Annotated in this window: 22 protein-coding genes; all 22 read left to right on the top strand. The window is 60.9% G+C overall.

What is annotated here, in order from left to right; translation table 11 throughout:
- Nucleotides 1–10 precede the first annotated feature (10 nt).
- The 22 genes from ACN0X6_RS20270 to ACN0X6_RS20375 all read left to right on the top strand — a co-directional run bounded on the left by ACN0X6_RS20270 (nucleotide 11) and on the right by ACN0X6_RS20375 (nucleotide 24915).
- Nucleotides 11–832 carry an NAD-dependent epimerase/dehydratase family protein gene (locus ACN0X6_RS20270; protein ID WP_417706741.1) on the top strand — a complete coding sequence of 274 codons (822 nt, stop codon included), beginning with the start codon at nucleotides 11–13 and terminating at the stop codon, nucleotides 830–832.
- Entirely contained in the window at nucleotides 822–1469 is a 648-nt protein-coding gene (locus ACN0X6_RS20275; RefSeq protein WP_417706743.1) for a hypothetical protein, read from the top strand. Before ACN0X6_RS20270 ends, ACN0X6_RS20275 begins: the two co-directional genes overlap by 11 nt.
- A 139-nt stretch (nucleotides 1470–1608) precedes the next feature.
- Nucleotides 1609–5556, top strand: a complete 3948-nt coding sequence (locus tag ACN0X6_RS20280; RefSeq protein WP_417706745.1) for a TIGR00180 family glycosyltransferase — start codon at nucleotides 1609–1611, stop codon at nucleotides 5554–5556.
- A gap of 254 nt (nucleotides 5557–5810) precedes the next feature.
- A complete protein-coding gene (locus ACN0X6_RS20285) occupies nucleotides 5811–7289 on the top strand; it encodes a flagellin (protein ID WP_417706746.1) in 1479 nt (492 codons plus the stop codon).
- A 72-nt stretch (nucleotides 7290–7361) separates the two neighbouring features.
- Nucleotides 7362–7754 (top strand): flagellar protein FlaG, encoded by a 393-nt coding sequence (locus tag ACN0X6_RS20290; RefSeq protein WP_417706748.1) that lies wholly within the window; start codon nucleotides 7362–7364, stop codon nucleotides 7752–7754.
- A 78-nt stretch (nucleotides 7755–7832) separates the two neighbouring features.
- Nucleotides 7833–9296 carry a flagellar filament capping protein FliD gene (gene fliD, locus ACN0X6_RS20295; RefSeq protein ID WP_417706750.1) on the top strand — a complete coding sequence of 488 codons (1464 nt, stop codon included), beginning with the start codon at nucleotides 7833–7835 and terminating at the stop codon, nucleotides 9294–9296.
- 3 nt (nucleotides 9297–9299) lie between these two features.
- The gene (fliS, locus tag ACN0X6_RS20300) at nucleotides 9300–9692 is read left to right on the top strand and encodes a flagellar export chaperone FliS (RefSeq protein ID WP_307322359.1); all 393 of its coding nucleotides are present in this window, start codon (nucleotides 9300–9302) and stop codon (nucleotides 9690–9692) included.
- Nucleotides 9693–9805: 113 nt separating this feature from the next.
- Complete coding sequence (gene fliS, locus ACN0X6_RS20305; protein ID WP_017361938.1) at nucleotides 9806–10186, top strand: flagellar export chaperone FliS; 381 nt, start codon at nucleotides 9806–9808, stop codon at nucleotides 10184–10186.
- A gap of 25 nt (nucleotides 10187–10211) precedes the next feature.
- Nucleotides 10212–10505 (top strand): flagellar protein FliT, encoded by a 294-nt coding sequence (gene fliT, locus ACN0X6_RS20310; protein ID WP_417706752.1) that lies wholly within the window; start codon nucleotides 10212–10214, stop codon nucleotides 10503–10505.
- 260 nt (nucleotides 10506–10765) lie between these two features.
- Nucleotides 10766–12241, top strand: a complete 1476-nt coding sequence (locus tag ACN0X6_RS20315) for a sigma-54 dependent transcriptional regulator (RefSeq protein WP_417706754.1) — start codon at nucleotides 10766–10768, stop codon at nucleotides 12239–12241.
- A 225-nt stretch (nucleotides 12242–12466) separates the two neighbouring features.
- The gene (locus tag ACN0X6_RS20320; protein WP_417706755.1) at nucleotides 12467–13681 is read left to right on the top strand and encodes a sensor histidine kinase; all 1215 of its coding nucleotides are present in this window, start codon (nucleotides 12467–12469) and stop codon (nucleotides 13679–13681) included.
- Between the two features lie 3 nt (nucleotides 13682–13684).
- Nucleotides 13685–15100, top strand: coding sequence for a sigma-54-dependent response regulator transcription factor FleR (gene fleR / locus ACN0X6_RS20325; protein WP_417706757.1), 1416 nt, complete (start codon nucleotides 13685–13687; stop codon nucleotides 15098–15100).
- Between the two features lie 246 nt (nucleotides 15101–15346).
- The gene (gene fliE / locus ACN0X6_RS20330; RefSeq protein WP_013714978.1) at nucleotides 15347–15676 is read left to right on the top strand and encodes a flagellar hook-basal body complex protein FliE; all 330 of its coding nucleotides are present in this window, start codon (nucleotides 15347–15349) and stop codon (nucleotides 15674–15676) included.
- Nucleotides 15677–15686: 10 nt separating this feature from the next.
- Nucleotides 15687–17471, top strand: a complete 1785-nt coding sequence (gene fliF, locus ACN0X6_RS20335) for a flagellar basal-body MS-ring/collar protein FliF (RefSeq protein ID WP_417706760.1) — start codon at nucleotides 15687–15689, stop codon at nucleotides 17469–17471.
- A complete protein-coding gene (gene fliG / locus ACN0X6_RS20340) occupies nucleotides 17464–18480 on the top strand; it encodes a flagellar motor switch protein FliG (RefSeq protein ID WP_160017619.1) in 1017 nt (338 codons plus the stop codon). The genes fliF and fliG overlap by 8 nt, the downstream gene beginning before the upstream one ends.
- Nucleotides 18481–18483: 3 nt before the next feature.
- Entirely contained in the window at nucleotides 18484–19284 is an 801-nt protein-coding gene (fliH, locus tag ACN0X6_RS20345) for a flagellar assembly protein FliH (protein ID WP_417706762.1), read from the top strand.
- Entirely contained in the window at nucleotides 19274–20620 is a 1347-nt protein-coding gene (fliI, locus tag ACN0X6_RS20350; protein ID WP_417706764.1) for a flagellar protein export ATPase FliI, read from the top strand. The genes fliH and fliI overlap by 11 nt, the downstream gene beginning before the upstream one ends.
- Nucleotides 20621–20666: 46 nt before the next feature.
- Nucleotides 20667–21116 (top strand): flagellar export protein FliJ, encoded by a 450-nt coding sequence (fliJ, locus tag ACN0X6_RS20355; protein ID WP_021489636.1) that lies wholly within the window; start codon nucleotides 20667–20669, stop codon nucleotides 21114–21116.
- A gap of 85 nt (nucleotides 21117–21201) precedes the next feature.
- Complete coding sequence (locus ACN0X6_RS20360; RefSeq protein WP_160017622.1) at nucleotides 21202–21507, top strand: STAS domain-containing protein; 306 nt, start codon at nucleotides 21202–21204, stop codon at nucleotides 21505–21507.
- 2 nt (nucleotides 21508–21509) lie between these two features.
- Entirely contained in the window at nucleotides 21510–23198 is a 1689-nt protein-coding gene (locus tag ACN0X6_RS20365) for an ATP-binding SpoIIE family protein phosphatase (RefSeq protein WP_417706767.1), read from the top strand.
- Between the two features lie 29 nt (nucleotides 23199–23227).
- A complete protein-coding gene (locus ACN0X6_RS20370; protein ID WP_417706769.1) occupies nucleotides 23228–23581 on the top strand; it encodes an Hpt domain-containing protein in 354 nt (117 codons plus the stop codon).
- Between the two features lie 107 nt (nucleotides 23582–23688).
- A complete protein-coding gene (locus ACN0X6_RS20375) occupies nucleotides 23689–24915 on the top strand; it encodes a flagellar hook-length control protein FliK (protein ID WP_417706770.1) in 1227 nt (408 codons plus the stop codon).
- Nucleotides 24916–24957 lie beyond the last annotated feature (42 nt).

Genomic DNA, 24957 nt, shown 5'->3' on the forward strand with positions numbered 1-24957 from the left:
GGGACAGCGCATGCTTTTCACTGTTCTGGGGGCACATGGTTTCGTCGGTTCGCATCTTCTGGCCAGGCTGAGCGACCAAGGCCACAGGGTTCATGCGCCTGCTCGTGAAGATCAGAGCTGGTTGGATGAGAACCTGGGGCATGTTTTCTACTGCGTAGGTCTGACCAACGATTTTTATGATCGCCCCTTCGATACCGTGGAGGCACACAGTGCGTTGCTGGCCAGGGTTTTGCGCGCCGGTCGCTTCGAGCGTCTGGTCTATTTGTCTTCCACGCGGCTGTACGATGCGTTACCCGACGACTGTGTAAACGAGTCCACCGTGTTGCAGCTTGATACAGCAAACCCGAGAAGCCTCTATGACCTGTCGAAATCGCTGGGTGAGAACCTCTGCCTGAATCACTCCGGTGACCGGGCATGTGTTGCCAGGCTTTCCTGTGTCTACAGCGACACACTCAGGGAGGGAGGGTTTCTCGCGCAGGTTTTGCCGCGGGCATTGAGTGGCGAAACATTTACGCTCGACAGCTCTGCCGCTTACGCCCGCGACTACGTGCATATCGACGATGTGACAGCATTGTTGCAGGACATGCTGGTCGGCGCAGGCAATGGTATTTACAACGTATGCGCCGGTGGTAATACCAGCAATGAGCAATTGATGATGGAGCTGAGGAGAATTACGGGTGCACGAGTGACATGCAGTCGCACGGACACTCAGCACATGCCCCGGGTTTCCAATGGAAAAGCTAGCCAGGCATTCGGCTTCCGGCCGCGACAGCTACTCGACCACTTGCCAGCAATGCTGGAACGACTGAAAGGGTCGAATCATGGAGCTTAAGGGGACGAGTCGCGAGGCGCTGCTGGACTACCTGTGCCGGCAACTGGATACGTTTTTCCCGGATGGTGTGAGTTGCAGAGGCGAAATAGAGCGCTGCCTGGATGAAGGCCTGGCGCGCGTCGGCCACTGTATCGATGGCGTGAAGATGTGGGAAAAAGGTCGCTTCGATTATCTGCACTCCACACAATACACCCTCTTTCTATACTACCTGGCCAATACACTCTGGCGGGCAGGCGGCGATCCGCGCGTCTGTGCCAAGCTCTTCTATCTCAACAAGACATTGAATGGTATTGATCTGTTCTATGAAATCGAGATGCCCAAGGTGTTCTTCATTGGTCACTCGGTAGGCATCGTTCTGGCCAAAGCGATCTATGGCGAGTTCCTGGTGCTGTATCAGAACTCGACCGTCGGTAAAAACCATGGGGTGGCCCCTGTACTGGGCGAAGGTGTAATCCTGTATCCAAACAGTGCGGTGATCGGGCGTTCTCGCCTGGGTGACCGCAGCTTCGTTTCGCAAGGAGTCACTGTCCTCAACACCGATACGCCAGGCGCCTGCTGTGTTTATCAGGGACCAGGCGGGACTGTGGTAACCAAGCCGCCCAAGCATGACATCCTCGCGGACTTCTTCCGGCTATGACGTGCATGCTGGTGCAAGAACGTCTTCACGTACTGCAGTGAGCGATGTGCACACGAATAAACGAGCCTCCAGGTTCTGCGCATGAAGGCGCTGTCGTGCCCACTGCTTGCAGGTCGAAGGGCAAAAGAGATTTACATCGATGAAGAATGATTTGACGTTGTTGCTGTGCACCCATGGCCGTCCGGATTTTGTCCGGCGCTCACTCAGGTACTACGAGGCACTGGGGGCGAATGTCATTGTTTTGGATTCATCGAGCGATGCGATAGATGGAGGTTGCTCCGCCAATCCGGATATTCTCTACATCCATTGCCCCGAATACGGATATCAGGGATTTCGTGAGAAGCTCGAGCGAGGCGTTTCACTCGTCGATACGCCCTATATGGTTTTTGTGGCTGACGATGATTTCGTATTGCACGATGCCCTCGCTGACTCGATTGAATTCCTCCAGGCCAACTCGGACTATGGGATCTGCCACGGCTACTGCCTCATGTACCTACCTGAGAAGGATAAGGTTCATTATTTTCTGCGCGACAAGAAGGTTGTCGAGGATTTCTCAAGTGAATCCCTTGACGAGCGAATTGCTACCTTCATGTCGAACTACATTCCGCCCTGGTATGCCGTTCTGCGTACAGACATCGTCAAGGATTGGTACTCGAAGATGCCCCGTGATACGGGGATGGAGTTTCAGGAGTTTGGTCACGCGTTCTACTTTCTGGCTCGCGCCAAGGCGCGGATATTGGAAAGACCCTACGTTATTCGAGAAGTAAATTATCCTGTCTCGGACCATGGCACCGATTTGTTGGTGGCGTTATCTCATGAGTCACCAGTACTGAGCTTGGAACGTCAAAAATTCCACAGCTTCATATGTACATTGCTCGGGGAGATGGGCTTCTCTCATAGCCAGGCCAGTGAGCTTTTCATGACAGCGTGCGAGCGCTTGGCCACATGTCTCTCTACTCAGCACTCCCTGACCGTTCAGGAAATATTCCACTCCGAATGGCCTGCATTCTCCGAGCACCCGTTGTGGCGATTCGAGCCCCAGCAGTTTGTGGAGTTGCCTTTCTACAACCGGCCGTTCTTTGATGTGCTGGAGGCGGTGGATCTTTTGATTCGCGTTGAGCCGGTGGGGAAGCTGCAGGTCAGTCAGTTAAAGCATGTGCTGGCCGTGCAAGACGGCCTTGTGGCGAAAGCATGCTCGCTTGAGGTTCTTGATGATGGCTTCCGAGCAAGTCTACGTACGGCATTCGAACAGTACCCTTTCCATCGCGAACTGACTCGACTGCTCGCCCAGCAGACCGACTCTGATGAACTGACACGATGGAGCGAGCAGTTGACGGCTGCGGGGAGGGTAGACCTGCCCGGATCGAGGCGATCCAGCTCCGGCATGGGGCCGGGGCCTGCTCGAGGAAAAGGAACGGAAGTCATCGAGCAATGGCTGGCTCAGCGGGCTTTCACGCCGAGTCAGGTGCAGTTGATAAATGAGCGTTTTAACAAGTACAGAACCCCAGCATTCACGTTCTACGTACTTGATCCGAGCGAAGATGCCGATGGCCTGGCGAATACCCTCGGCAGTTTGAGCCGTGCAGTCTTTACCCAGTTGGTGCCCAGGATTGTCGTTCTGAGCGCTGCAGGAGCGCCTGTCCAGCATGATGTGCTCGGGGTGCAGTTCTTCGACACAGCCGGCCGCAATGCCATCGGGCTTCTCAACGAACTGGTCCAGGCCGATACCTGTGATTGGCTGATGTTGCTCCGCGCTGGAGAAACCCTTACCGACAGCGGCCTGCCCATGGCTGCACTGGAGTTGAGTGTCGCGCCCGCAGATTGCCTTGCGGTGTACGGCGATGAGATCCAGCGATTGTCGGATGGCACGCTGGGTGCCTGCTTCAGGCCAGACTTCAATCTGGACATGCTGCTCAGTTTTCCAGCGCTAATGGCGCGTCACTGGTTCTTTCGGCGCGACGCTCTGATTGCTGCGGGTGGTTTTGATCCGATGTTCGATCAGGCCGTGGAGTTCGACTTGCTGCTGAGGTTGATCGAGCAGGGCGGCATGGCCGGTCTTGGTCATATCGATGAGGCCCTGGTCGTGGCCGAGGCGCCCAGGCTGCAGGACAATGAGTGCGAACGCGCCACCCTGTTGCGTCACTTGGCATTGCGTGGCTACCAGGCTTCGCTGAAACCCCATATGCCGGGGCGCTACCGCATCGATTACGGTCACTCGGCGCAGCCCTTGGTGTCGATCATCATCCCCACCAAGGATCAGTTGCCGATTCTGCAGCGCTGCGTGGAAAGCCTGTTGGAGAAAACGCGCTACCCGAACTATGAGGTTCTGATAGTCGACAACGACAGCCAGACGTCCGAGGCGCAGGCCTGGCTGGCTGGTGTGGAAAGCTGGGGCGAGTCGTTGGTGCGGGTCTTGCGCTACCCGTATCCGTTCAATTATTCGGCCATCAACAATATGGCGGCCCAGGCCGCACGCGGCGAGTACCTGGTGCTGCTCAACAACGATACGGCCATCCTGCGTGAGGATTGGCTCGATGCCATGCTCAATCACGCGCAGCGTCCGGAAGTCGGTGTGGTCGGTGCCAAGCTGCTCTATCCGGATGGCCGCATCCAGCATGCCGGGGTTGTTCTCGGCCTGCGTGGACCTGCAGATCACCCCTTCATTGGCGAGGCCATGGATGCGCCGGGATATATGCAACGGCTGCAGGTTGATCAGAACTACAGCGCAGTGACGGCAGCCTGCCTGATGATCCGCAAGTCCCTCTACGAAGAAGTGGGCGGGCTCGATGAGCAAGCCTTCAAGGTGTCCTACAACGACGTCGATCTTTGCCTGAAGACGCGTGAGGCCGGCTACCTCACGGTATGGACGCCGCACGCCGTCGTGATGCACGAGGGCAGCGTCAGCCAGACCAGGGTCGATCCGGCCGCTCAGGAGGCCAAGCGCAAGCGCTTCGTTGCCGAGCAGGATGCCATGTATGCCAAATGGTTGCCGTTGATCGCCGCCGATCCTGCCTACAACCGCAACCTTTCATTGAGCGGAGCCGGATTTGCTCTGGAAGCCGACGCGCAGCTGACCTGGCGTCCGCTGGATAGCTGGCGTCCACTGCCCGTCGTGCTTGCTCACCCGGCTGACCCCTGGGGGTGCGGCAACTACAGGGTCATCAAGCCATTCGAGGCGATGCGCGATGCGGGTCTGATCGACGGCATGCTTTCCGATGGGCTCCTGCAGGTGGCTGATCTTGCGCGTTACGACCCTGATGTACTGGTGCTTCAGCGCCAGCTGGGAGACGAGCGTCTGGAAGCCATGCGCAGGATCAAGACGCTGTCGCGAGCGTTCAAGGTCTACGAGCTGGATGATTACCTGCCGAATCTGCCGATGAAGAGCCTGCACCGCGAGCATATGCCCAGAGATGTGCTGAAATCGCTGCGTAAGGGTCTGGGGTTCGTTGACCGTTTCGTGGTGTCCACCGAGGCATTGGCTGATGCCTTCTCGGGCTTGCACGCCGATATCCGGGTGATCGAAAACCGATTGCCGCGCGAGTGGTGGCAGAACCTGACCACTCAGCGTCGACGTGGGCGCAAGCCTCGCGTCGGTTGGGCAGGGGGGGTCAGTCATACGGGGGATCTGGAGCTGATCGCCGATGTGGTCAAGGAGTTGGCCGGTGAGGTCGAGTGGGTATTCATGGGGATGTGCCCGGATCGCATCCGCCCCTACGTGCAGGAAGTGCATGCCGGCGTAGATATCAACGCCTACCCGGCAGCCTTGGCAAGCCTGGACCTGGACCTGGCTCTGGCGCCTGTGGAGCAGAACCTGTTCAACGAGTGCAAGAGTAACCTGCGCCTTCTGGAATATGGCGCCTGTGGTTTCCCTGTGGTGTGTAGCGATCTGCGTTGCTACGAGGGCGAGCTGCCTGTGACGCGAGTGAAAAACCGCTTCAAGGATTGGGTCGATGCCATCCGCATGCATGTCAACGACCTTGATGCGTCCGCTCGCCAGGGCGATGCGTTGAAGGCTGCAGTCATGCGCGACTGGATGCTTGAGAGCGCGAATCTCGAGCTCTGGCGGCGTGCCTGGTTGCCGGATTGAAGTGAAATGCCGACGGGCAATGGCCAATTGCCCGTCGGAATCCCGCCAAAACCTCTGCCTCAGGCGGTTGCATTACGCTAACCAATTGACGGTAAAGCAGAAAAAAAATCCGCAAAAAAGCTTAAATTGCCACTAAAGCTCCAGGCTCGAGGGCCGATACAAGGATCGAATGCGAACTCTATGGGCGTCTGAGCATGCAGGCCCGAGCTCGCAAGCTCAGACAAACGGTTCTAAGGTCATCTGGAGGCAATACCATGGCCCTTACAGTCAACACCAACGTTGCGTCCCTCAACACTCAACGTAACCTGAACAGCTCGTCCAAAGGTCTGGATACTTCCCTCCAGCGCCTGTCCACCGGCTTCCGCATCAACAGCGCCAAAGACGACGCTGCTGGTCTGCAAATCTCCAACCGCCTGACCAGCCAGATCAATGGCCTGGGTGTGGCTACCCGTAACGCCAACGACGGTATCTCCCTGGCGCAGACCGCTGAAGGTGCCTTGCAGCAGTCCACCGGCATTCTGCAGCGTATGCGTGACCTGTCCCTGCAGGCTGCCAACGGCTCCAACGGCGCCACCGAGCGTGCCGCCCTGCAAGGCGAAGTGTCTCAGCTGCAACAGGAGCTGAACCGTATTTCCGATACCACCAGCTTCGGTGGTCGTAAAATCCTCGATGGCAGCTTTGGTTCGCAAAGCTTCCAGGTCGGCGCCAACGCTTACGAGACCATCAGCGTTTCCATCGGCTCGGCAGCCACTGACCGTATCGGCATCAACCGTGTCACCACTTCGGGTGCCGCCGGTTCTGCGATTGCCAGTGGTGCAGCGTTCAGCGCCACCTCCGGTAGTGCGTACACCTCCACTGGCTTCAGCATCACTTCCAAGCTGTCCGACGGCGCAGAGGCTATTGCCCTGACCGCCAGCGGCTCGGCCAGTGAAGTCGCCAGTGCCATCAATGCCAAGAGCGATACCACTGGCGTTACTGCCAATGCCCGTACCGTTGCAACTCTGGGTGGCTTCGCCACCAGCGGTACCATCTCGTTCTCGCTCTACGGTGCCAACAGCAAGACCGTTGAAACCGACAAGTCCACCGTTTCTGCGGTAGTGAACGACGTGACAGACCTGCAGGCTCTGGCTGACGCGATCAACAAGGAAACCGGCAAGACGGGCATCTCGGCAGTATCCAAGGGCTCGACCATCGAACTGGTCAACGATCGTGGCGATGCGATCATGATCACCGAGTCCTCTCAGGCTGCCGAGCTGACCGCACGTGACTTCAAGGGCGAGAACGATGTCGGTACAGCGGCTACTATCGCTGCAGGCGGTGGTGCCCGAGTCGATGGCCAGGTGCAGCTCGAAGCGGCTGATGCCTTCCAGGTAACGGGTATGACTGGCGGCCTTGGTGCAGACACCTTCAGTGCGCTGAACTCGGTCAAGGAAATCGACATCAGCACCGCTACCGGCGCTCAGGACGCTCTGGGTATCATCAACGGTGCGATCTCCAACATCGACAGCCAGCGTGCTCAGCTCGGTGCCGTGCAGAACCGCTTCGAGAACACCATCTCGAACCTGCAGAACATCGGTGAGAACTCCTCGGCCGCTCGTAGCCGGATTCAGGATACTGACTTCGCTGCCGAAACCTCGCAGCTGACCAAGAACCAGATCCTGCAGCAGGCCGGCACCGCGATCCTGGCTCAGGCCAACCAGTTGCCGCAGGCCGTACTCAGCCTGCTGGGCTAAGGTCAAAGGCGCTAGACTACGGGGGGAAGGGCCTGGCTCTTCTCCCCGTTACCTCATTCTGAGGAGTAAGTTATGGACGTCAGCTCAATAAAGCCCCAGGTCAACTCCACGGTTGTCCGTGATGGTGGCGTCTCCAATGTTGCTGAATCACGGCAGAATCAAGACCCTTCCAATGTCGCAGCGGGTTCGTCTGCTGATAAGCAGTCTGTTGCGCGCGCGCTCACACCCGCTCAGGAAGTGAGTCGTGAGCAGGTCGAGGATGCGGTAGCGACCATTCAGGAATTCGTGCAGTCGGTTCGTCGCAGCATCAACTTTGCAGTCGATGACGGCTCTGGGCGTGTGGTTGTCAAGGTAACGGATGCTGGCTCGGGTGATGTGATCCGACAGATTCCGTCAGAGGAAGCGTTGAAGTTGGCAGAGAACCTGTCAGAGGTACGCAGCCTTTTGTTTCAGGCCGAGGCATAAGATACGTCTTGGCATGAGTTTTGATTGATACCCTTCAATTGACAGGGTGCAGTCGGATTTTTGACGAGGTGCAGGATCATGGCAGGTATCACGGGAATCGGTTCAGGTCTCAACATCAACGAGATTGTCACTGCGTTGGTCAATGCCGAGAAAGCGCCGAAGACCAACCAGCTCGACAATCTCGAGAAGCAGACCACTACCCGTATCTCTGCGATCGGCACACTCACGGGGGCGATGAACTCCTTCAAGACAGCCCTCGACGCGCTCAACAAGCCTGCCTTGTTCGAGTCGCGTACAGCAAGCACGTCCAACAGCAGCGTACTCAAGGCTGCGGCAACGGCCACGGCGCCTGCCGGCACCTACAGTGTTCAGGTTCAGCAACTGGCTGCTAGCAGCAAGGTTGCCCTGCAGTCCGTATCAGGTGGTACGGGGGCAACGTTCAACAGCGGCACGCTCGAGATTTCTGTCGGAAGCACCAACATCAGTGTCGATGTCACCGCGGCCAACAACACACTTGCCGGTATGCGTGACGCGATAAACGAAGCCGGGAAAGACAGCGGCATAAGCGCCACCATCATTACCGATGATTCCGGTTCCCGCTTGGTGCTGAACTCCACCAAGACGGGTGAAGGTAACGACATCCAGGTGGCAGTTACCGAAGACGGCGAAACTACGGGTAATAACGCCCTGACGACTCAGGCGTTCGCGCCTGTCGCAGATCCCGACAATGAGGGTGCTTTCCTGAAGCCCAGCTCGGACAGTGGGGCGGGCGGTGTGATCAGCCAGGCCAAATCGGCCAAGCTCACCATCGACGGGCTGCAACTGGTGCGTGACAGCAACAAGATCGAGGACGCGCTCGAAGGCGTTACGCTTGATCTCGTGGCAGCGCAGAGCGCTACCGACCTGACGGATGGCAAGACCATCAACCTCACCGTTGGTGTCGACAAGTCGAGCGTCAAGAGTAATCTGCAGAAGTTCGTCGATGCCTACAACGCCTTGATCACGTCCTCGGCGCAGCTCACGGCGGTCGTCGAAGTGGAAGGCTCCAAGCCTGTGGCTGGCCCTCTGGTTGGCGATTCCACGGTGCGCAGCATCTTGGCGGGCCTGCGCAATGAGATCGTCAGCATGACCGGTGGCGGGGACGCCGGTGTGCGTGCCCTGGCCGACTTGGGTATCACTACCGACAAGGACGGCAAGTTGTCTCTCGATGACGACACGCTGACCAAGGCGCTCGACACCAATTTCGATCAGGTGGGGGCTTACCTCACTGGCAGTGACGGCCTGATGGGGCGTCTGTCTGGTTTCGTATCCAACTATGTGGCGACCGATGGTGTATTGAAGCAGCGTGACAGTGCCTTGCGCGATACCCTGAAGAGCGTTGACTCTCAGCGCGAAAGCCTGAACAAGCGTGTCGAAAGCCTGCAAACCCGTCTCTATGCCCAGTACAACGCCATGGACTCCTTGGTCGGGCAGCTCACCCGTACCAGTGAGAGTCTGAGCGGCATGCTCGCCAACCTCCCTGGTTTCGTGAAAAAGGATTAAGCAATGAGCAAGAACCCGATAGACGCCTACAAACAGGTCAAGACCAGCCAGGAGGTCTCGCCCTATCGCACGGTACAGCTGTTGCTCGAAGGCGCATTGCAGCGCGTGATGCTCGCCAAGCAGGCCCAGGCCGAGGGCGATACCGAAATTCGCGGGATGGCAGTAGGCAGCACCATCACCATTCTGGGCGTGCTGCAGGCAGCGCTGGACAAGGAACTGGGGGGTGAAATCGCCGAGAACTTGGATGCACTGTACGACTATATGACGCGTCGCCTGGCGGGTGTCGCGCTGGACGATACGCCGCGCACCCTGGAAGAGGTTCAGGTGCTGCTGGGTGATATCAAAAGTGCCTGGGATGCCATTGGTCCGGAGGTCGAGCCGGCGCCTGCTGGCTGACCGATCGTTTCTTTTTCGTTTTGGCTGGGCCGTTTCAGCGACAAAAGCGTTAAAGCTTTGAGTCGCAGGGCCGATACCTGAGGTATCAGCCCATCGGTAGAGCGAGAGCGATTATGAACGCAATGGCGGCCCTCAAGCAGTATCAGACCGTCAACAACCAAGCGCAGGCCGCAGAGGCCAGCCCTCATCGACTGATCCAGATGTTGATGGAAGGTGGTCTGTCTCGCATCGCTCAGGCACGTGGTGCCATGGAGCGTGGTCAGACAGCGCTGAAAGGTGAATTGATCGGCAAGAGTATTGCCATCGTCGCGGGACTGCGCGAGAGTCTCGACCACCAGCAAGGTGGCGAGCTGGCCGGTAACCTCGATAGCCTGTACGAATACATGATCGCCCGTTTGACCGAGGCCAATGTGAGCAACGAGCCGGAGCTTCTCGAAGAGGTTTCAGTGCTGCTGCGTAACGTCAAACAGGGTTGGGATGCCATCGCTCAGTAGTGAGCGAGCATCGGAGGAGAAGCGAATGAGTTCATCCGTCCAGCGTTTGCAAGCGACCGGTTCGGCCCTGCGCGATGCTCTGGCCAAACAGGACTGGGCCGCGATTGGCGAGCTCGATCTGCAATGCCGCATGGTAGTCGATGCGGCCATGGTCGACAGTGATGACGAAGAAGAGCTGCGCAGTGGCCTGGAAAATCTGCTGTCGCTGTATCGTGAGCTGGTGACCGTTTGTCAGACCGAGCAGCAGCGTCTGGCTGGCGAATTGGTGCAGCTCAATCAATCCCACCAGGGGGCCAAGGTTTATCAGCTTTTCGGCTGATAACCCGGTGTTTACCGAGTTTAACCCGCAGGTTCGGCTCGGTTGTCCCCTCCCTCCTGTTTCGTTTTTCCTGCTTTTTTATCGGCTGCTACTACCCGACTCTGCAAACAGCTGCTTAGCTAATTCCATTGGCGGGCGAAAAAATTACGCCATAAAATTGACTGGCTTCAATTTTTTGACTTTACTAGTGGCTAATTGCCGGTGTGTGCCGAAGATCTGGCGCGCAACTCCCCTCACTTCTCGGGTCAGACAAGCACAAGATGTGGCGTGAAACCAAAATCCTGTTGATCGATGACAATGCTGCGCGCCGCCACGAGTTGGCGATCATTCTGAGTTTTCTCGGGGAAGAGCATCTGGCCTGTACCAGTCAGGATTGGCGCAATGCCGTGGCCGAGCTCGCGTCCAGTCGCGAAGTGCTCAGCGTCTTGCTGGGTGATGTCGAGACCAAGGGGGGCGCACTCGAGCTGACCAAGCAGATTGCCGGCTGGGATGAGTTCCTGCCGCTATTGACGGTTGGCGACTCCAGCGTCGTCGAATGGCCGGAGGATTTGCGCAGGCGTGTGCTGGCCAGCCTGGAGACTCCGCTCAGCTACAACAAGCTGCTCGATTCGCTGCACCGTGCCCAGGTCTATCGCGAGATGTACGATCAGGCCCGTGATCGTGGTCGGCAGCGCGAGCCCAACCTGTTCCGCAGCCTGGTCGGGACCAGCCGCGCCATTCAGCAGGTGCGGCAGATGATGCAGCAGGTCGCCGACACTGAGGCCAGCGTGCTGATCCTCGGCGAGTCCGGGACCGGCAAGGAAGTGGTGGCGCGCAATCTGCACTACCACTCCAAGCGTCGCGAGGCGCCGTTCGTGCCGGTCAACTGTGGCGCGATTCCGGCCGAATTGTTGGAAAGTGAGCTGTTCGGTCATGAGAAGGGCGCCTTCACCGGGGCCATCACCAGTCGGGCAGGGCGCTTCGAGCTGGCCAACGGCGGCACGCTGTTTCTCGACGAGATCGGTGACATGCCGCTGCCGATGCAGGTCAAGTTGCTGCGCGTCCTGCAGGAACGCACCTTCGAGCGTGTGGGCAGCAACAAGACGCAGACGGCCGATGTGCGCATCATTGCTGCCACGCACAAGAATCTGGAGAGGATGATCGAGGACGGCAGTTTCCGTGAGGACCTGTATTACCGCCTCAATGTCTTCCCCATCGAGATGGCGCCGCTGCGCGAGCGTATCGAAGATATCCCGCTGCTGATGAACGAGCTGATTTCGCGCATGGAGCACGAGAAGCGTGGCTCCATTCGCTTCAATTCGGCCGCCATCATGTCGTTGTGTCGCCATGACTGGGCAGGCAACGTGCGCGAGCTGGCCAACCTGGTAGAGCGCATGGCGATCATGCATCCCTATGGGGTGATCGGGGTGGGCGAGTTGCCGAAGAAGTTCCGTCATGTCGATGACGAGGATGAGCAGCTTGCGGCCAGCTTGCGCGATGAAATGGAAGAGCGCGCCGCAATCATGGCCGGTCTGCCGGGCCTCGACACACCCGCCATGCTGCCGCCGGAGGGGCTGGACCTGAAAGACTACCTCGGCAATCTGGAGCAGGGGTTGATTCAGCAGGCGCTGGATGATGCCGGTGGCGTGGTGGCACGTGCGGCCGAGCGCCTGCGTATTCGTCGTACCACCCTGGTCGAGAAGATGCGCAAGTACGGCATGAGCCGTCGCGAAGAGGACGGCCAGGACGAGGATTGACCTGGCTGGGAGCGGCCGCGCAGCTCTGCAGGTCATGATCCTGTAGAGCTGGTGCGCATGGCGCACCCTGCGAGTGATTGCTGACCCAAAAGCCGGAGCTTTGACGCAAGCTCCGGCTTTGTTTTTTCAAGTGATTGATAAATAAGGATAAAAAAGTAGGCACGGGGATTGCTATAGCTCTTGTATCTGACCGTCTTCTGACGGTGCGTCGTACGAGAGAAGCAGATGGAAGCCAACCTTCGTCCTACCGAGTCAGCCGAGCCAGGCGTACCTGCGCCGCTCGAACACGCCAGCCGCGCAGGACTGGAGCAGGCCTTTGCCCTGTTCAATCAGATGTCCAATCAGCTCAGCGAGTCCTACAGCCTGCTCGAGGCGCGGGTCAATGAGCTGAAGGGGCAACTGGCGCTGGTCAGTGCTCAGCGCATGCAGGAACTGGCGGAGAAGGAGCGTCTGGCTCATCGCCTGCAAAGCCTGCTGGATCTGCTGCCTGGCGGTGTGATCGTCATCGACGGTCAGGGTGTCGTGCGTGAGGCCAACCCCGTCGCGCGTGCACTGCTCGGGCAGCCACTGGTGGGTATGCTCTGGCGCCAGGTGATCGCTCGCAACTTCGCGCCGCGCGAAGACGATGGTCATGAAATCTCCATGCGCGACGGCCGCCGGCTATCCATCGCCACGCGTTCTCTGCACGGGGAGCCGGGGCAGCTTGTGCTGCTGACCGACCTCACTGAAACCCGTCGCCTGCAGGATCAGCTTTCTCGCCATGAGCGTCTATCGGCGCTGGGGCGCATGGTCGCCTCTCTCGCCCATCAGATTCGTACGCCACTCTCCGCTGCGCTGCTTTATGCAAGCCACCTGAACGAGCAGGTACTGCCGGCCGAACAGCAGCAGCGCTTCGCCGGGCGCTTGAAGGAGCGGCTGCACGAGTTGGAAAACCAGGTGCGCGACATGCTGATCTTCGCCCGTGGCGAGCTGCCGCTGCCCGATCGCCTGTCGCCGCCGGTCCTGTTCGATGCGCTGCGTGCGGCTGCCGATGCGCATGTGGGCGATATGGCCGTGCGCTGGCAGTGCGATGTGCGCGAGGGCGAGCTGTTGTGCAATCGCGACACGCTGGTCGGTACCGTGCTCAACCTGATCGACAACGCCATTCAGGCTGCCGGGCGCGATGCGCGCCTGAAGATTCATCTCTATCGCCGTGGTGATCAGTTGCGCCTCTGTGTCAGTGACAACGGGCCAGGGATGAGCCGGGAAACCCTGGCGCGCCTTGGCGAACCCTTCTTTACCACCAAGACCACCGGGACCGGCCTCGGGCTGGCGGTGGTCAAGGCGGTGGCGCGTGCTCATCAGGGCCAGCTGCTGCTGCAATCGCGTGCGGGTCGTGGTACCTGCGCCATCGTTTCCTTACCGCTGCAAGGTGCAGCGCCTCACTCGAATCAGGAGTAACCCATGGCTACCAAAGTCCTGCTGGTTGAAGACGACCGCGCGCTGCGCGAAGCCCTGGCCGATACCCTGTGCCTGGGCGGGCATGATTATCGGGCGGTCGATTGTGCCGAGGCGGCGTTGGTCGCGTTGACCGAAGAACCGTTCGGGCTGGTGGTCAGTGACGTCAACATGCCGGGCATGGATGGCCATCAACTGCTGGCGCAGATTCGTGGCCGCTATCCGCAACTGCCGGTATTGCTGATGACCGCCTTCGGCGCGGTGGAGCGGGCGGTGGATGCCATTCGCCAGGGCGCCGCTGATTATCTGGTCAAACCGTTCGAGCCGCGCACGTTGCTGGAGCTGGTGGCCAGGCATGCACTCGGAAAATTGACGGCGGGAGATCGTGACGGTCCGGTGGCGCTCGAGCCGGCCAGCGTGCAGCTGCTGGAGCTGGCGTCGCGCGTGGCGCAGAGTGATTCGACGGTGATGATCACCGGCGAGTCCGGTACCGGCAAGGAGGTGCTGGCGCGTTATATCCATCAGCAGTCGCCGCGCGCATCCGGGCCTTTCATCGCCATCAACTGTGCGGCGATTCCCGACAACATGCTCGAGGCCACCTTGTTCGGGCATGAGAAGGGCGCATTCACCGGTGCGGTCAACGCTCAGCCGGGCAAGTTCGAGCTGGCCGACGGCGGCACCATCTTGCTCGACGAAATTTCCGAAATGCCGCTGGGGCTACAGGCCAAGTTGCTGCGTGTGCTGCAGGAGCGTGAGGTGGAGCGGGTCGGGGCGCGCAAACCGATCAACCTGGATATTCGTGTGCTGGCCACCAGTAACCGTGATCTGGCCAGTGAGGTGGCGGCGGGGCGCTTCCGTGAGGATCTCTATTATCGTCTGTCGGTCTTCCCCCTGGCCTGGCGACCGCTGCGTGAGCGGCCTGCCGATATTCTGCCGCTGGCCGAACGACTGCTGGCCAAGCACGTCAAAAAAATGAATCAGTCGCACGTGAGGCTGTCCGAGTCGGCTGCGCGAAGCCTGGTGCAGCATCAGTGGCCGGGCAATGTGCGCGAGTTGGACAACGCCATTCAGCGCGCATTGATCCTGCAGCAGGGCGGGGTGATTCAGGCGCAGGACCTGTGCCTGCATGCGCCCATCGGCCAATCGGTGCAGGCTGCGGCGCCGCGCCTGGCCGTGGTGCCGAGCGTTGCGCCGCCAATGGCGCAACCGGTCGAGTCGCCGGGTGCGGTCGATGCCGGCGCGCTGGGCGAGGATCTTCGCCGTCGCGAGTTCCAGGTCATCATCGATACCCTGCGTGCCGAGCGTGGTCGTCGCAAGGAGGCCGCCGAGCGCCTGGGCATCAGCCCGCGTACGCTGCGCTACAAGCTGGCGCAGATGCGTGATGCCGGGATGGATGTCGAGGCGTATCTGTACGCCAGCTGAGACTTATCGTCGGTAGCATCGTAGCCGGTCAGGTGCAGCGCTCCATGGCGGTTCATGTGTGTCGTCAGCTTCGCGGTGCGCACGGCGCACCCTACATTAGGCGCCGGCTGAACACTGTGCGCACTGATCATCGCGACCGGCTTCTCGGTCGTACCGCTCTCCGAATTTCCGTTCATTTTGGCACCCTTGTTGCAAATACCCCTGCATAGCGCCGCTAGTGTCAAAAAGCGGGCAGTGGAGGAAGTCATGAGCCAAGGTGTCGAATTCAATCGCTTGATGCTGGAAATGCGTTCCATGCAGGCTGAGGCCATGGCGCGTCAGAAACCTGCTGCGAGCGAGCCAGTGCAAGGGGCGCCGAGTTTCTCGGAGATGCTCGGCCAGGCGGTTAACAAGGTCAACGAGACCCAGCAGGCTTCCAACAAACTGGCGACCGCTTTCGAGATGGGGCAGAGCGGGGTCGACCTGACCGACGTGATGATCGCCTCGCAGAAAGCCAGCGTATCCTTCCAGGCCATGACCCAGGTGCGTAACAAGCTGGTCCAGGCGTATCAAGACATCATGCAGATGCCGGTCTGAGGATTGATTCATGGCTGAAGCAGCAGTAGCAAACGTACCGGCCAAGGCCGACGCCGGTGAGCCCAAGAAGCCGTTGTTCGGCCTCAGCTTCCTGGAAAACCTCGCGGAGATGTCGGTGCTGCGTCAGCTCGGCCTGTTGGTCGGTCTGGCTGCCAGCGTGGCGATCGGTTTTGCCGTGGTGCTCTGGTCGCAGCAACCGGACTATCGTCCGCTGTACGGCAGCCTCAATGGTATGGATGCGTCCCAGGTGGTCGATACCCTGACCACCTCCGGCATCGATTACACCATCGAACCCAACTCCGGCGCGCTGCTGGTCAAGGCTGACGATCTGGCGCGTGCGCGCATGCGCCTCGCTGCCGCTGGCGTGGCGCCGACCGATAACAGCGTCGGCTTCGAAATCCTTGACCGTGAGCAGGGTCTGGGTACCAGCCAGTTCATGGAGGCGACCCGTTATCGCCGTGGCCTCGAAGGCGAGCTGGCGCGTACGGTTGCCAGCCTCAACAACGTCAAGGCGGCGCGGGTGCACCTGGCCATGCCCAAGGCGTCCGTTTTCGTGCGCGATGAGCGCAAACCGTCCGCCTCTGTGTTGGTCGAGCTGTACCCGGGACGTGGGCTGGAGCCCAGCCAGGTCATGGCGATCGTCAACCTGGTGGCAACCAGCGTGCCCGAGCTGGACAAGGGCCAGGTCACGGTGGTCGACCAGAAGGGCAATCTGCTCTCCGATCAGCAGGAACTGTCCGAACTGAGCATGGCTGGCAAGCAGTTCGACTACACCCGCCGCATGGAAACGCTGTTCACTCAACGCGTGCACAACATTCTGCAGCCGGTGCTGGGCACGGGTCGCTACAAGGCGGAAGTATCGGCTGACGTGGATTTCAGCTCGGTTGAATCCACCTCCGAAATGTTCAATCCAGACCAACCCGCGCTGCGCAGCGAGCAACAGGTCAACGAACAACGCCAGAGCAGCCTGCCGCCGCAGGGCGTGCCGGGTGCGTTGTCCAATCAGCCACCGGGGCCGGCTGCCGCTCCGGAGCAGGCTGCTGGCGCTGCTGCCCCGGCCGGCCCGGTCGCCGCGGGTCAGCCGCTGGTCGATGCCAATGGCCAGCAGATCATGGACCCGGTAACCGGCCAGCCGATGCTGGCACCGTACCCGGCAGACAAGCGTGAGCAGTCCACCCGCAACTTCGAACTGGACCGCTCCATCAGCTACACCCGTCAGCAGCAGGGGCGCCTGCGTCGCCTGTCGGTAGCGGTGGTGGTGGATGACCAGGTACGTGTCGATCCGGCCACTGGCGAGAGCAGCCGAGTGCCGTGGACGGCCGATGATCTGGCGCGCTTCACCCGTCTGGTCCAGGATTCGGTGGGCTTCGATGCCAGCCGCGGCGACAGCGTCAGTGTCATCAACACGGCCTTCACTGCCTCGCTGGGCGAGGAAATCCCCGATATTCCGTTCTACACCCAGCCCTGGTTCTGGGACATCGTCAAGCAGGTGCTCGGCGTGCTGTTCATCCTGGTGCTGGTGTTCGGTGTGCTGCGCCCGGTGCTCAACAACATTACCGGCGGCGGCAGGGGCAAGGATCTGGCCGGTTCCGGCGATGTGGAGCTTGGCGAAATGGCGGGCCTGGACGGCGAGCTGTCCGACGACCGCGTCAGCCTCGGTGGGCCGCAGAGCATCATGTTGCCGAGCCCCAGCGAGGGGTATGATGCACAGCTGAACGCTATCAAGAGTCTGGTGGCGGAAGATCCTGGCCGCGTCGCCCAGGTCGTGAAAGAGTGGATCAACGCCGATGAGTGAGAATCGTACCGCTACCAAGCTGAACAAGGTCGACAAGGCTGCGATTCTGCTGCTTTCGCTGGGTGAGACCGATGCCGCACAGGTGTTGCGTCACCTCGGGCCGAAGGAAGTGCAGCGCGTCGGTGTGGCCATGGCCGGCATGCGCAATATCCATCGCGAGCAGGTCGAGCAGGTGATGGCCGAGTTCGTCGACATAGTCGGCGACCAGACCAGCCTCGGTGTGGGCTCCGACGCCTACATCCGCAAGATGCTCACCTCGGCGCTGGGTGAGGACAAGGCCGGCAATCTGATCGACCGCATCCTGCTCGGCGGCAGTACCAGTGGCCTGGACAGCCTGAAGTGGATGGAGCCGCGCGCCGTCGCCGACGTGATCCGCTACGAGCACCCGCAGATCCAGGCCATCGTCGTCGCCTATCTCGACCCGGACCAGGCCGGCGAAGTGCTCAGCCATTTCGACCACAAGGTACGCCTGGACATCATCCTGCGCGTGTCCTCGCTCAATACCGTGCAGCCGTCCGCGCTCAAGGAACTCAATCAGATCCTCGAGAAGCAGTTCTCCGGCAGTGCCAACACCACACGCGCCACCATGGGCGGCGTCAAGCGTGCGGCGGACATCATGAACTTCCTCGACAGCTCGGTGGAAGGTCAGCTGATGGACTCCATCCGCGAGGTGGACGAAGACCTGTCGACGCAGATCGAAGACCTCATGTTCGTCTTCGACAACCTGGCCGATGTCGACGACCGTGGCATCCAGGCACTGATGCGCGAAGTCTCCTCCGAGGTCCTGGTGCTGGCGCTCAAGGGCGCCGACGAGGCAATCAAGGACAAGGTTTTCAAGAACATGTCCAAACGTGCAGCCGAGCTGCTGCGCGACGACCTGGAGGCCAAGGGGCCGGTGCGCGTCAGCGACGTCGAAGGGGCGCAGAAGGAAATTCTCACCATCGCCCGGCGCATGGCCGAAGCCGGAGAGATCGTGCTCGGCGGCAAGGGTGGCGAGGAGATGGTTTAAGCCATGGCTGCCAAGGAGCCCGAGAGCGAGCTGATTCGCGCCAAGGATCTCGGCACGTTCGACCGCTGGGCGTTGCCCAGCTTCGATGCGCCAGGTGAAGGGCCGGCAGCGGCCGAAGCTGTTGCTGATGAACAGGCGCAGCCTCCAGTCGAGGTCGAGGAACAGGACACCGCGCAGATCGAAGAGGTCGCACTCGAAGATGTCAAACCGCTGACGCTCGATGAGCTCGAAGCCATCCGCCAGGATGCCTACAACGAAGGCTTCGCCACGGGCGAGAAGGACGGCTTTCATGCCGGCCAGATCAAGGCCAGGCAGGAGGCCGACGCGGCCCTGGCGCTGAAGGTCGGCAGCCTGGAAACGCTCATGACGCAGTTGCTCGATCCGATTGCCGAGCAGGATCAGCAGATGGAAGTGGCCATGGTGCGCCTGGTCAGCCATATGGTGCGCGAGGTGATTCAGCGCGAACTGAGCACCGACTCCAGTCAGATTCGCCAGGTGCTGCGCGAAGCGCTCAAACTGCTGCCGATGGGGGCGGGCAACGTGCGCATTCAGGTCAACCCCCAGGACTTCGAGGCGATCAAGGCGCTGCGCGAGCGTCATGAGGAAAGCTGGCGCATCCTCGAGGACGACAGCCTGCTGCCAGGCGGGTGTCGTATCGAGTCGGAGCATAGCCAGATCGACGCCAGCGTCGAGACGCGCATGGCGCAGGCACTCAAGCAGCTGTTCGAGCAGCAGCGCGCGCAGAGCACCCAGCCGCCGGAAGCGGACATCAATCTGGACCTGGATCGCGACGATGCGCGTTGACCGCGTGAGTTTCGCCCGGCGTCTGGAGGGCTACAGTGATGCGATCAGCCTGCCCAGCCAGCCCATACTCGAAGGCCGCCTGCTGCGCATGGTCGGTCTCACCCTGGAGGCCGAAGGGCTGCGCGCGGCCATCGGCAGCCGCTGCCTGGTCATCAACGAAGACAGCTACCATCCGGTTCAGGTCGAGGCCGAGGTGATGGGCTTTTCCGGGGGCAAGATCTATCTGATGCCGGCGGGCAGTCTGGCGGGTATCGCGCCGGGTGCGCGCGTCGTGCCATTGCCCGATGCCGGGCGCTTGCCCATGGGCATGTCCATGCTTGGCCGAGTGCTCGATGGCACCGGCCGCGCCCTGGATGGCAAAGGCGGGATGAAGGCCGAGGACTGGGTGCCGATGGATGGCCCTGCCATCAACCCGCTCAATCGCGACCCCATCAGCCAGCCCTTGGATGTCGGCATTCGTTCGATCAACGGCCTGCTTACCGTCGGGCGCGGTCAGCGCCTGGGCCTGTTCGCCGGTACCGGCGTGGGCAAGTCGGTGCTGCTGGGCATGATGACGCGTTTTACCGAGGCCGAGATCATCGTGGTCGGGTTGATCGGTGAGCGCGGGCGTGAGGTCAAGGAGTTCATCGACGAGATTCTCGGCGAGGAAGGCCTCAAGCGTTCCGTGGTCGTGGCGTCGCCGGCCGATGAAGCGCCGCTGATGCGTTTACGTGCGGCGCAGTACTGCACGCGCATCGCCGAGTACTTCCGTGACAAGGGCAAGAACGTTCTGCTGCTGATGGATTCACTGACGCGCTACGCCCAGGCCCAGCGTGAAATCGCCCTGGCCATCGGTGAGCCGCCAGCGACCAAGGGCTATCCGCCGTCGGTGTTCGCCAAGTTGCCCAAGTTGGTCGAGCGTGCCGGCAATGCCGAGGCCGGCGGCGGTTCGATCACCGCGTTCTACACCGTGCTCAGTGAAGGCGATGACCAGCAAGACCCCATCGCCGATGCGGCACGGGGCGTGCTCGACGGGCACTTTGTCCTGTCGCGCCGCCTGGCCGAGGAAGGGCACTATCCCGCGATCGATATCGAATCCTCGATCAGCCGGGTCATGCCGCAAGTGGTGCCGCCCGAGCAGCTCAAGCAGGCGCAGCGATTCAAACAGTTGTGGTCGCGCTATCAGCAGAGCCGCGATCTGATCAGTGTGGGTGCCTATGTGCCGGGTGGCGACGCGGACACCGACCTGGCCATCGCCCGCCAGCCGGTCATGGCTCAGTACCTGCGTCAGGGGCTGGACGACAGTGTGGGCATGCCACAGAGTCGTGAGCAACTGGCGGCCTTGCTGGGGCAATGATGGCGTTGATCAGGGTATTTTTCGTCATCGCTGAGGTCGTGCATCGATGAGTCTCAGTCGCGCCAAGCGTCTGCAGCCGGTCGTCGAGATGGCAGAAAAGGCCGAGCGCGAGGCCGCGCGCCAGCTCGGGCATTGCCAGGGGCTGGTTGGCCAGGCCGAAGCCAAGCTGGGTGAGCTGGAGCGTTTCCGTGGTGACTACCAGCAGCAGTGGATCAGCGAAGGCAGCAAGGGCGTTTCCGGCCAGTGGCTGATGAACTATCAGCGCTTTCTGTCGCAGCTGGAGACGGCGGTCGGCCAGCAGCAGCAGAGTCTGGAGTGGCATCGCGCCAATCTTGAAAAAGTGCGTGCCGTTTGGCAGCAGCGCTATGCGCGTCTCGAGGGGCTGCGCAAGCTGGTGCAGCGCTACATCGATGAAGCCCGGTTGGCCGAAGACAAGCGCGAACAGAAACTGCTCGACGAGCTGGCGCAACGCCTGATCGACCGTGGTGAGCCCTGAATAGAGGTTGTTTCGGCGCCGACCAGATGCTACACCTTCAAACGTGAACGGCCCTATCTGGCAAAGTCTCGACAAAGGAGTAGACATGGCCATTACCTCGCAGCCCTCGGCAGACGGGCAAGAGCTGACCATCGTGATTCGAGGACGCTTCGACTTCGCCTCCCACCAGGAATTTCGTGACGCCTATGAGCGCGTCGATCAGACGCCCAGGCGCTATCAGGTCGACCTGCGCGACACCAGCTATCTGGACAGTTCGGCATTGGGCATGTTGCTGCTGTTGCGTGACCATGCTGGCGGCGATTCGGCGCAGATCAGCCTGCTCAACTGCAGCAGTGACGTGCGCAAGATCCTCGCCATCTCCAACTTCGAGCAGCTGTTCAAGATCAGCTGAGCATGCCTGAGCGTCTTGCCATCCTGATCGCCGAGGACAACGCGGCCGACCGTATGCTGCTGTCCACCATCGTCAGCCGTCAGGGTCACCGTGTCCTGACCGCCAGCAATGGCCTGGAGGCGGTGGCCCTGTTCGAGCAGGAGCGTCCACATCTGGTTCTGATGGATGCGCTGATGCCGGTGATGGATGGTTTCGAGGCGGCGCGACGGATCAAGGATCAGGCCGGCGAGGCGCTGGTGCCGATCATCTTCCTCACGTCGTTGACCGAGGGCGAAGCACTGGTGCGTTGTCTGGAGGCCGGTGGCGACGACTTTCTCGCCAAGCCTTACAACCGCGTGATCCTCGAGGCCAAGATCGGTGCGATGGATCGTCTGCGCCGGCTGCATGACACGGTATTGAAACAGCGCGACCTGATCGCTCGGCACAATGAGCATCTGTTGCGCGAGCAACGCGTGGCCAAGGCGGTATTCGACAAGGTGGCGCATTCCGGCTGTCTGGATGCGCCCAATATCCGTTACATGCAGTCACCCTACGCGCTGTTCAACGGTGATTTGCTGCTGGCGGCGTACAAGCCGTCTGGCGGCATGCACGTGATGCTGGGCGATTTCACCGGCCATGGTTTGCCGGCGGCTATTGGCGCGATGCCGCTGGCCGAGGTGTTCTACGGCATGACTGCCAAAGGCCATGCCCTTGCCGAGATCCTTCGCGAGATCAACGCCAAGCTCAAGCGCATCCTGCCTGTCGGCGTTTTCTGTTGCGCCACCGTGCTCAACATCAGCAGCAAGCGAGGCATGCTCGAGGTGTGGAGTGGCGGGTTGCCGGATGGCTACCTGCTACATGGCGATGGTCGCCCGCGTCAGTCATTGGTGTCACGCCACCTGCCTCTGGGCATCCTCGAACCAGCGGCGTTCAGTGATCGCTGCGAGGTCTATCCGCTGGCGCCGGGAGATCGTATTTTCCTGCTCAGTGATGGCGTGCTCGAAGCCAGTGATCGGCAAGGGCAGCTATTCGGCGAAGCGCGCCTGCTCGAGCTTCTGGAGGCCAATCGTCAGCCGCAGGCACTGTTCGAGGAAATCCAGCTGGCGCTGGCGGCGTTCCGTGGCGAGCAACAGGATGACGTCAGCATGGTTCAGGTCGGCTTGGGCGAAGACGATGAGCGTCCTCGCCCACTGGCCTTTGCTGACAGTGGTCAGAGCAGCGTGATGGACTGGTCGGCCAGTTTCGAGTTTCGTGCGCTGAGCCTGCGTCATTTCAATCCTCTGCCATTTCTGCTGCAGCTGCTGCTGGACGTGCGGGCGTTGCGGCCGCGTGGTGGCGAGCTGTATACCGTGCTCGCCGAGCTCTATTCCAATGCCCTGGAGCATGGGGTTATGGGGCTGGATTCCTCGCTCAAGCAGGATGCCAGTGGCTTTGCCGAGTACTATCGGGAGCGACGTCTGCGTCTGGCGTCCCTGCAGGATGGCTATGTCCGATTTCATGTGCAGATGCTGCCGGAAGAAGGGGGAGGGCGACTGATCGTCCGGGTCGAGGACAGTGGCCCCGGATTCGATCCGGTCACCGTCATGGCGCGTGGTGACGAAGCCCTGTGTGGTCGTGGTCTTGCCCTGGTGCGTCAGCTCAGTGATGGTTTCCAGATCGCCCCGGTTGGCCAGGGGGTCAGCGTGGAGTTTTGCTGGTCCTCTGAGGCATAATGCGAGGCTGTTGTTCAGGGGGTGACCCGGTGTCCGATATCCATCTCGACGATGCCGTCCTGGCGGCTCTGCAGGACGTCATGGAAGACGAATACCCGATTCTGCTCGATACCTTCGTGGCCGATTCCGAGGAGCGTCTGCGTCTGCTGCATGAAGCTGCGGTCGAGGGTGACGCGCAGGGCCTGCGCCTGGCTGCACACAGCTTCAAGGGCAGCTGCAGCAACATGGGGGCGGTGCTTCTGGCCAGCCTGTGCAAGGAGCTCGAAGACGCGGGGCGGCGCGAGGTTCTGGATCCGGCTCCGGCCCTGATCGAGCAGATCGAGCGCGAGTTCGCCATCGTCCGCATCCTGTTCAAGTCCGAGCGTCAGCGCTATCGCGTCTGAGTGCCTGCTTTAAACGCAGCAGGCATTGAACAGGCTCTGACGACTTTTCCCGAGTTGGCCCGCCCTTTGCTCTGATCCTGTCACGACCCATCAGACGGAGAGCGTCCATGTCCGTGTTGCCCGACCTACGCCTGCAGGCTACGCCTGAGGTGAAGAGCAAAGCGAAGCCGCCGGCCAAAGCGCCGGAGCCCAGCAAGAACGGTGCTTCCAGCTTTGCCGAGGTGTATGCCAAGGAGCGTCAGGCCAAGCCTGGCGAGCGCGCTGGCAATACCGACAAAACCAGCCAGGAGCAGAAGTCTGCGCCATCAGCAGAGGAGCCCGATGCCGCTTCTGCTGCCGCCGAGCAGCCTGCGGTTGCCGCCCCCGGCAATTCCTTGCCGACGCAGGAGGGCACTGAAGAAGAGCTCGATCCGTTGCTGGCGATGGCACTGGGCGGTATCCAGGCTCAGGTAGACGACGCGCCGCTAACCGAGGAGTCGTCGGCGCTGCCGGCGCTGGTGATTACCGGCGCAGGCAGCGATGGCGCCGAGACTGCCGAGCCGGCGCTGGAGGAAGAAGCGCTCGACCCGCTGGCGCTGCTCAAGCAACCGGCGCCAGAGGCGAGCAAGGCCCAGTTGCCGCAGGACGCCGCGATCAAGAGCGCGCGTGTGGCGACCAGCACGGACTTCGCCGCAGCCATGGCGGCCATGGGCAAAGGCGAGGCGTCAGTGGAGAACACTGAAGAAACGACCCTGGATTTGCCGTTGGAAAGCCTGGCCAAGGAGGCGCTGGAGAGTCTCAAGGACAGTGCTCAGCCCACTCGGCCAGATCAGTTCGTCAGCAAGCTCAATGCGCTGACGCAGGCATTCAATCATCAGGCTGGTGCCGCGCAGCGTCTGCCATTGGTGCCTGGTCAGCCGGTCGCCATGCAGCAGGGCGGCTGGAGCGAGGCCGTGGTGGATCGCGTCATGTGGCTTTCCAGCCAGAACCTCAAATCGGCCGAGATTCAGCTGGACCCGGCAGATCTCGGGCGTCTCGAGGTGCGCGTGAACCTGTCTCAGGATCAGGCCCAGGTGACGTTCGCCAGCCCCAATGCCGGGGTGCGTGAAGCGCTGGAAGGGCAGATGCATCGTCTGCGTGAGCTGTTCGCGCAGCAAGGCATGAACCTGGCCGATGCCAACGTTTCCGATCAGTCGCTCAACCGTGGCTGGCAAGGGCAGGGCGAGGGTGGTCGTGGTGGTTCCGGCTCGCGTGATGGTCTGCTTGCCGGTGACGAGTTGCAGCCTGGCGTCCATCAGGAAGTGCGCAGTGAGCGCTTGACCACTGGCCGTGGGCTGGTCGACTACTACGCATAAGTAGCGGCCAGGTACCGTATCGACACTGGGCAATGCCCGAAG

This window comes from Pseudomonas sp., from assembly GCF_048269965.1.
GTDB lineage: Bacteria > Pseudomonadota > Gammaproteobacteria > Pseudomonadales > Pseudomonadaceae > Aquipseudomonas.

Excerpts from the sequence above, each read along its gene's own strand:
- ACN0X6_RS20270 (WP_417706741.1), top strand. The coding sequence starts at position 11 with ATGCTTTTCACTGTTCTGGGGGCACATGGTTTCGTCGGTTCGCATCTT.
- ACN0X6_RS20275 (WP_417706743.1), top strand. The coding sequence starts at position 822 with ATGGAGCTTAAGGGGACGAGTCGCGAGGCGCTGCTGGACTACCTGTGC.
- ACN0X6_RS20280 (WP_417706745.1), top strand. The coding sequence starts at position 1,609 with ATGAAGAATGATTTGACGTTGTTGCTGTGCACCCATGGCCGTCCGGAT.
- ACN0X6_RS20285 (WP_417706746.1), top strand. The coding sequence starts at position 5,811 with ATGGCCCTTACAGTCAACACCAACGTTGCGTCCCTCAACACTCAACGT.
- ACN0X6_RS20290 (WP_417706748.1), top strand. The coding sequence starts at position 7,362 with ATGGACGTCAGCTCAATAAAGCCCCAGGTCAACTCCACGGTTGTCCGT.
- fliD (WP_417706750.1), top strand. The coding sequence starts at position 7,833 with ATGGCAGGTATCACGGGAATCGGTTCAGGTCTCAACATCAACGAGATT.
- fliS (WP_307322359.1), top strand. The coding sequence starts at position 9,300 with ATGAGCAAGAACCCGATAGACGCCTACAAACAGGTCAAGACCAGCCAG.
- fliS (WP_017361938.1), top strand. The coding sequence starts at position 9,806 with ATGAACGCAATGGCGGCCCTCAAGCAGTATCAGACCGTCAACAACCAA.
- fliT (WP_417706752.1), top strand. The coding sequence starts at position 10,212 with ATGAGTTCATCCGTCCAGCGTTTGCAAGCGACCGGTTCGGCCCTGCGC.
- ACN0X6_RS20315 (WP_417706754.1), top strand. The coding sequence starts at position 10,766 with ATGTGGCGTGAAACCAAAATCCTGTTGATCGATGACAATGCTGCGCGC.
- ACN0X6_RS20320 (WP_417706755.1), top strand. The coding sequence starts at position 12,467 with ATGGAAGCCAACCTTCGTCCTACCGAGTCAGCCGAGCCAGGCGTACCT.
- fleR (WP_417706757.1), top strand. The coding sequence starts at position 13,685 with ATGGCTACCAAAGTCCTGCTGGTTGAAGACGACCGCGCGCTGCGCGAA.
- fliE (WP_013714978.1), top strand. The coding sequence starts at position 15,347 with ATGAGCCAAGGTGTCGAATTCAATCGCTTGATGCTGGAAATGCGTTCC.
- fliF (WP_417706760.1), top strand. The coding sequence starts at position 15,687 with ATGGCTGAAGCAGCAGTAGCAAACGTACCGGCCAAGGCCGACGCCGGT.
- fliG (WP_160017619.1), top strand. The coding sequence starts at position 17,464 with ATGAGTGAGAATCGTACCGCTACCAAGCTGAACAAGGTCGACAAGGCT.
- fliH (WP_417706762.1), top strand. The coding sequence starts at position 18,484 with ATGGCTGCCAAGGAGCCCGAGAGCGAGCTGATTCGCGCCAAGGATCTC.
- fliI (WP_417706764.1), top strand. The coding sequence starts at position 19,274 with ATGCGCGTTGACCGCGTGAGTTTCGCCCGGCGTCTGGAGGGCTACAGT.
- fliJ (WP_021489636.1), top strand. The coding sequence starts at position 20,667 with ATGAGTCTCAGTCGCGCCAAGCGTCTGCAGCCGGTCGTCGAGATGGCA.
- ACN0X6_RS20360 (WP_160017622.1), top strand. The coding sequence starts at position 21,202 with ATGGCCATTACCTCGCAGCCCTCGGCAGACGGGCAAGAGCTGACCATC.
- ACN0X6_RS20365 (WP_417706767.1), top strand. The coding sequence starts at position 21,510 with ATGCCTGAGCGTCTTGCCATCCTGATCGCCGAGGACAACGCGGCCGAC.
- ACN0X6_RS20375 (WP_417706770.1), top strand. The coding sequence starts at position 23,689 with ATGTCCGTGTTGCCCGACCTACGCCTGCAGGCTACGCCTGAGGTGAAG.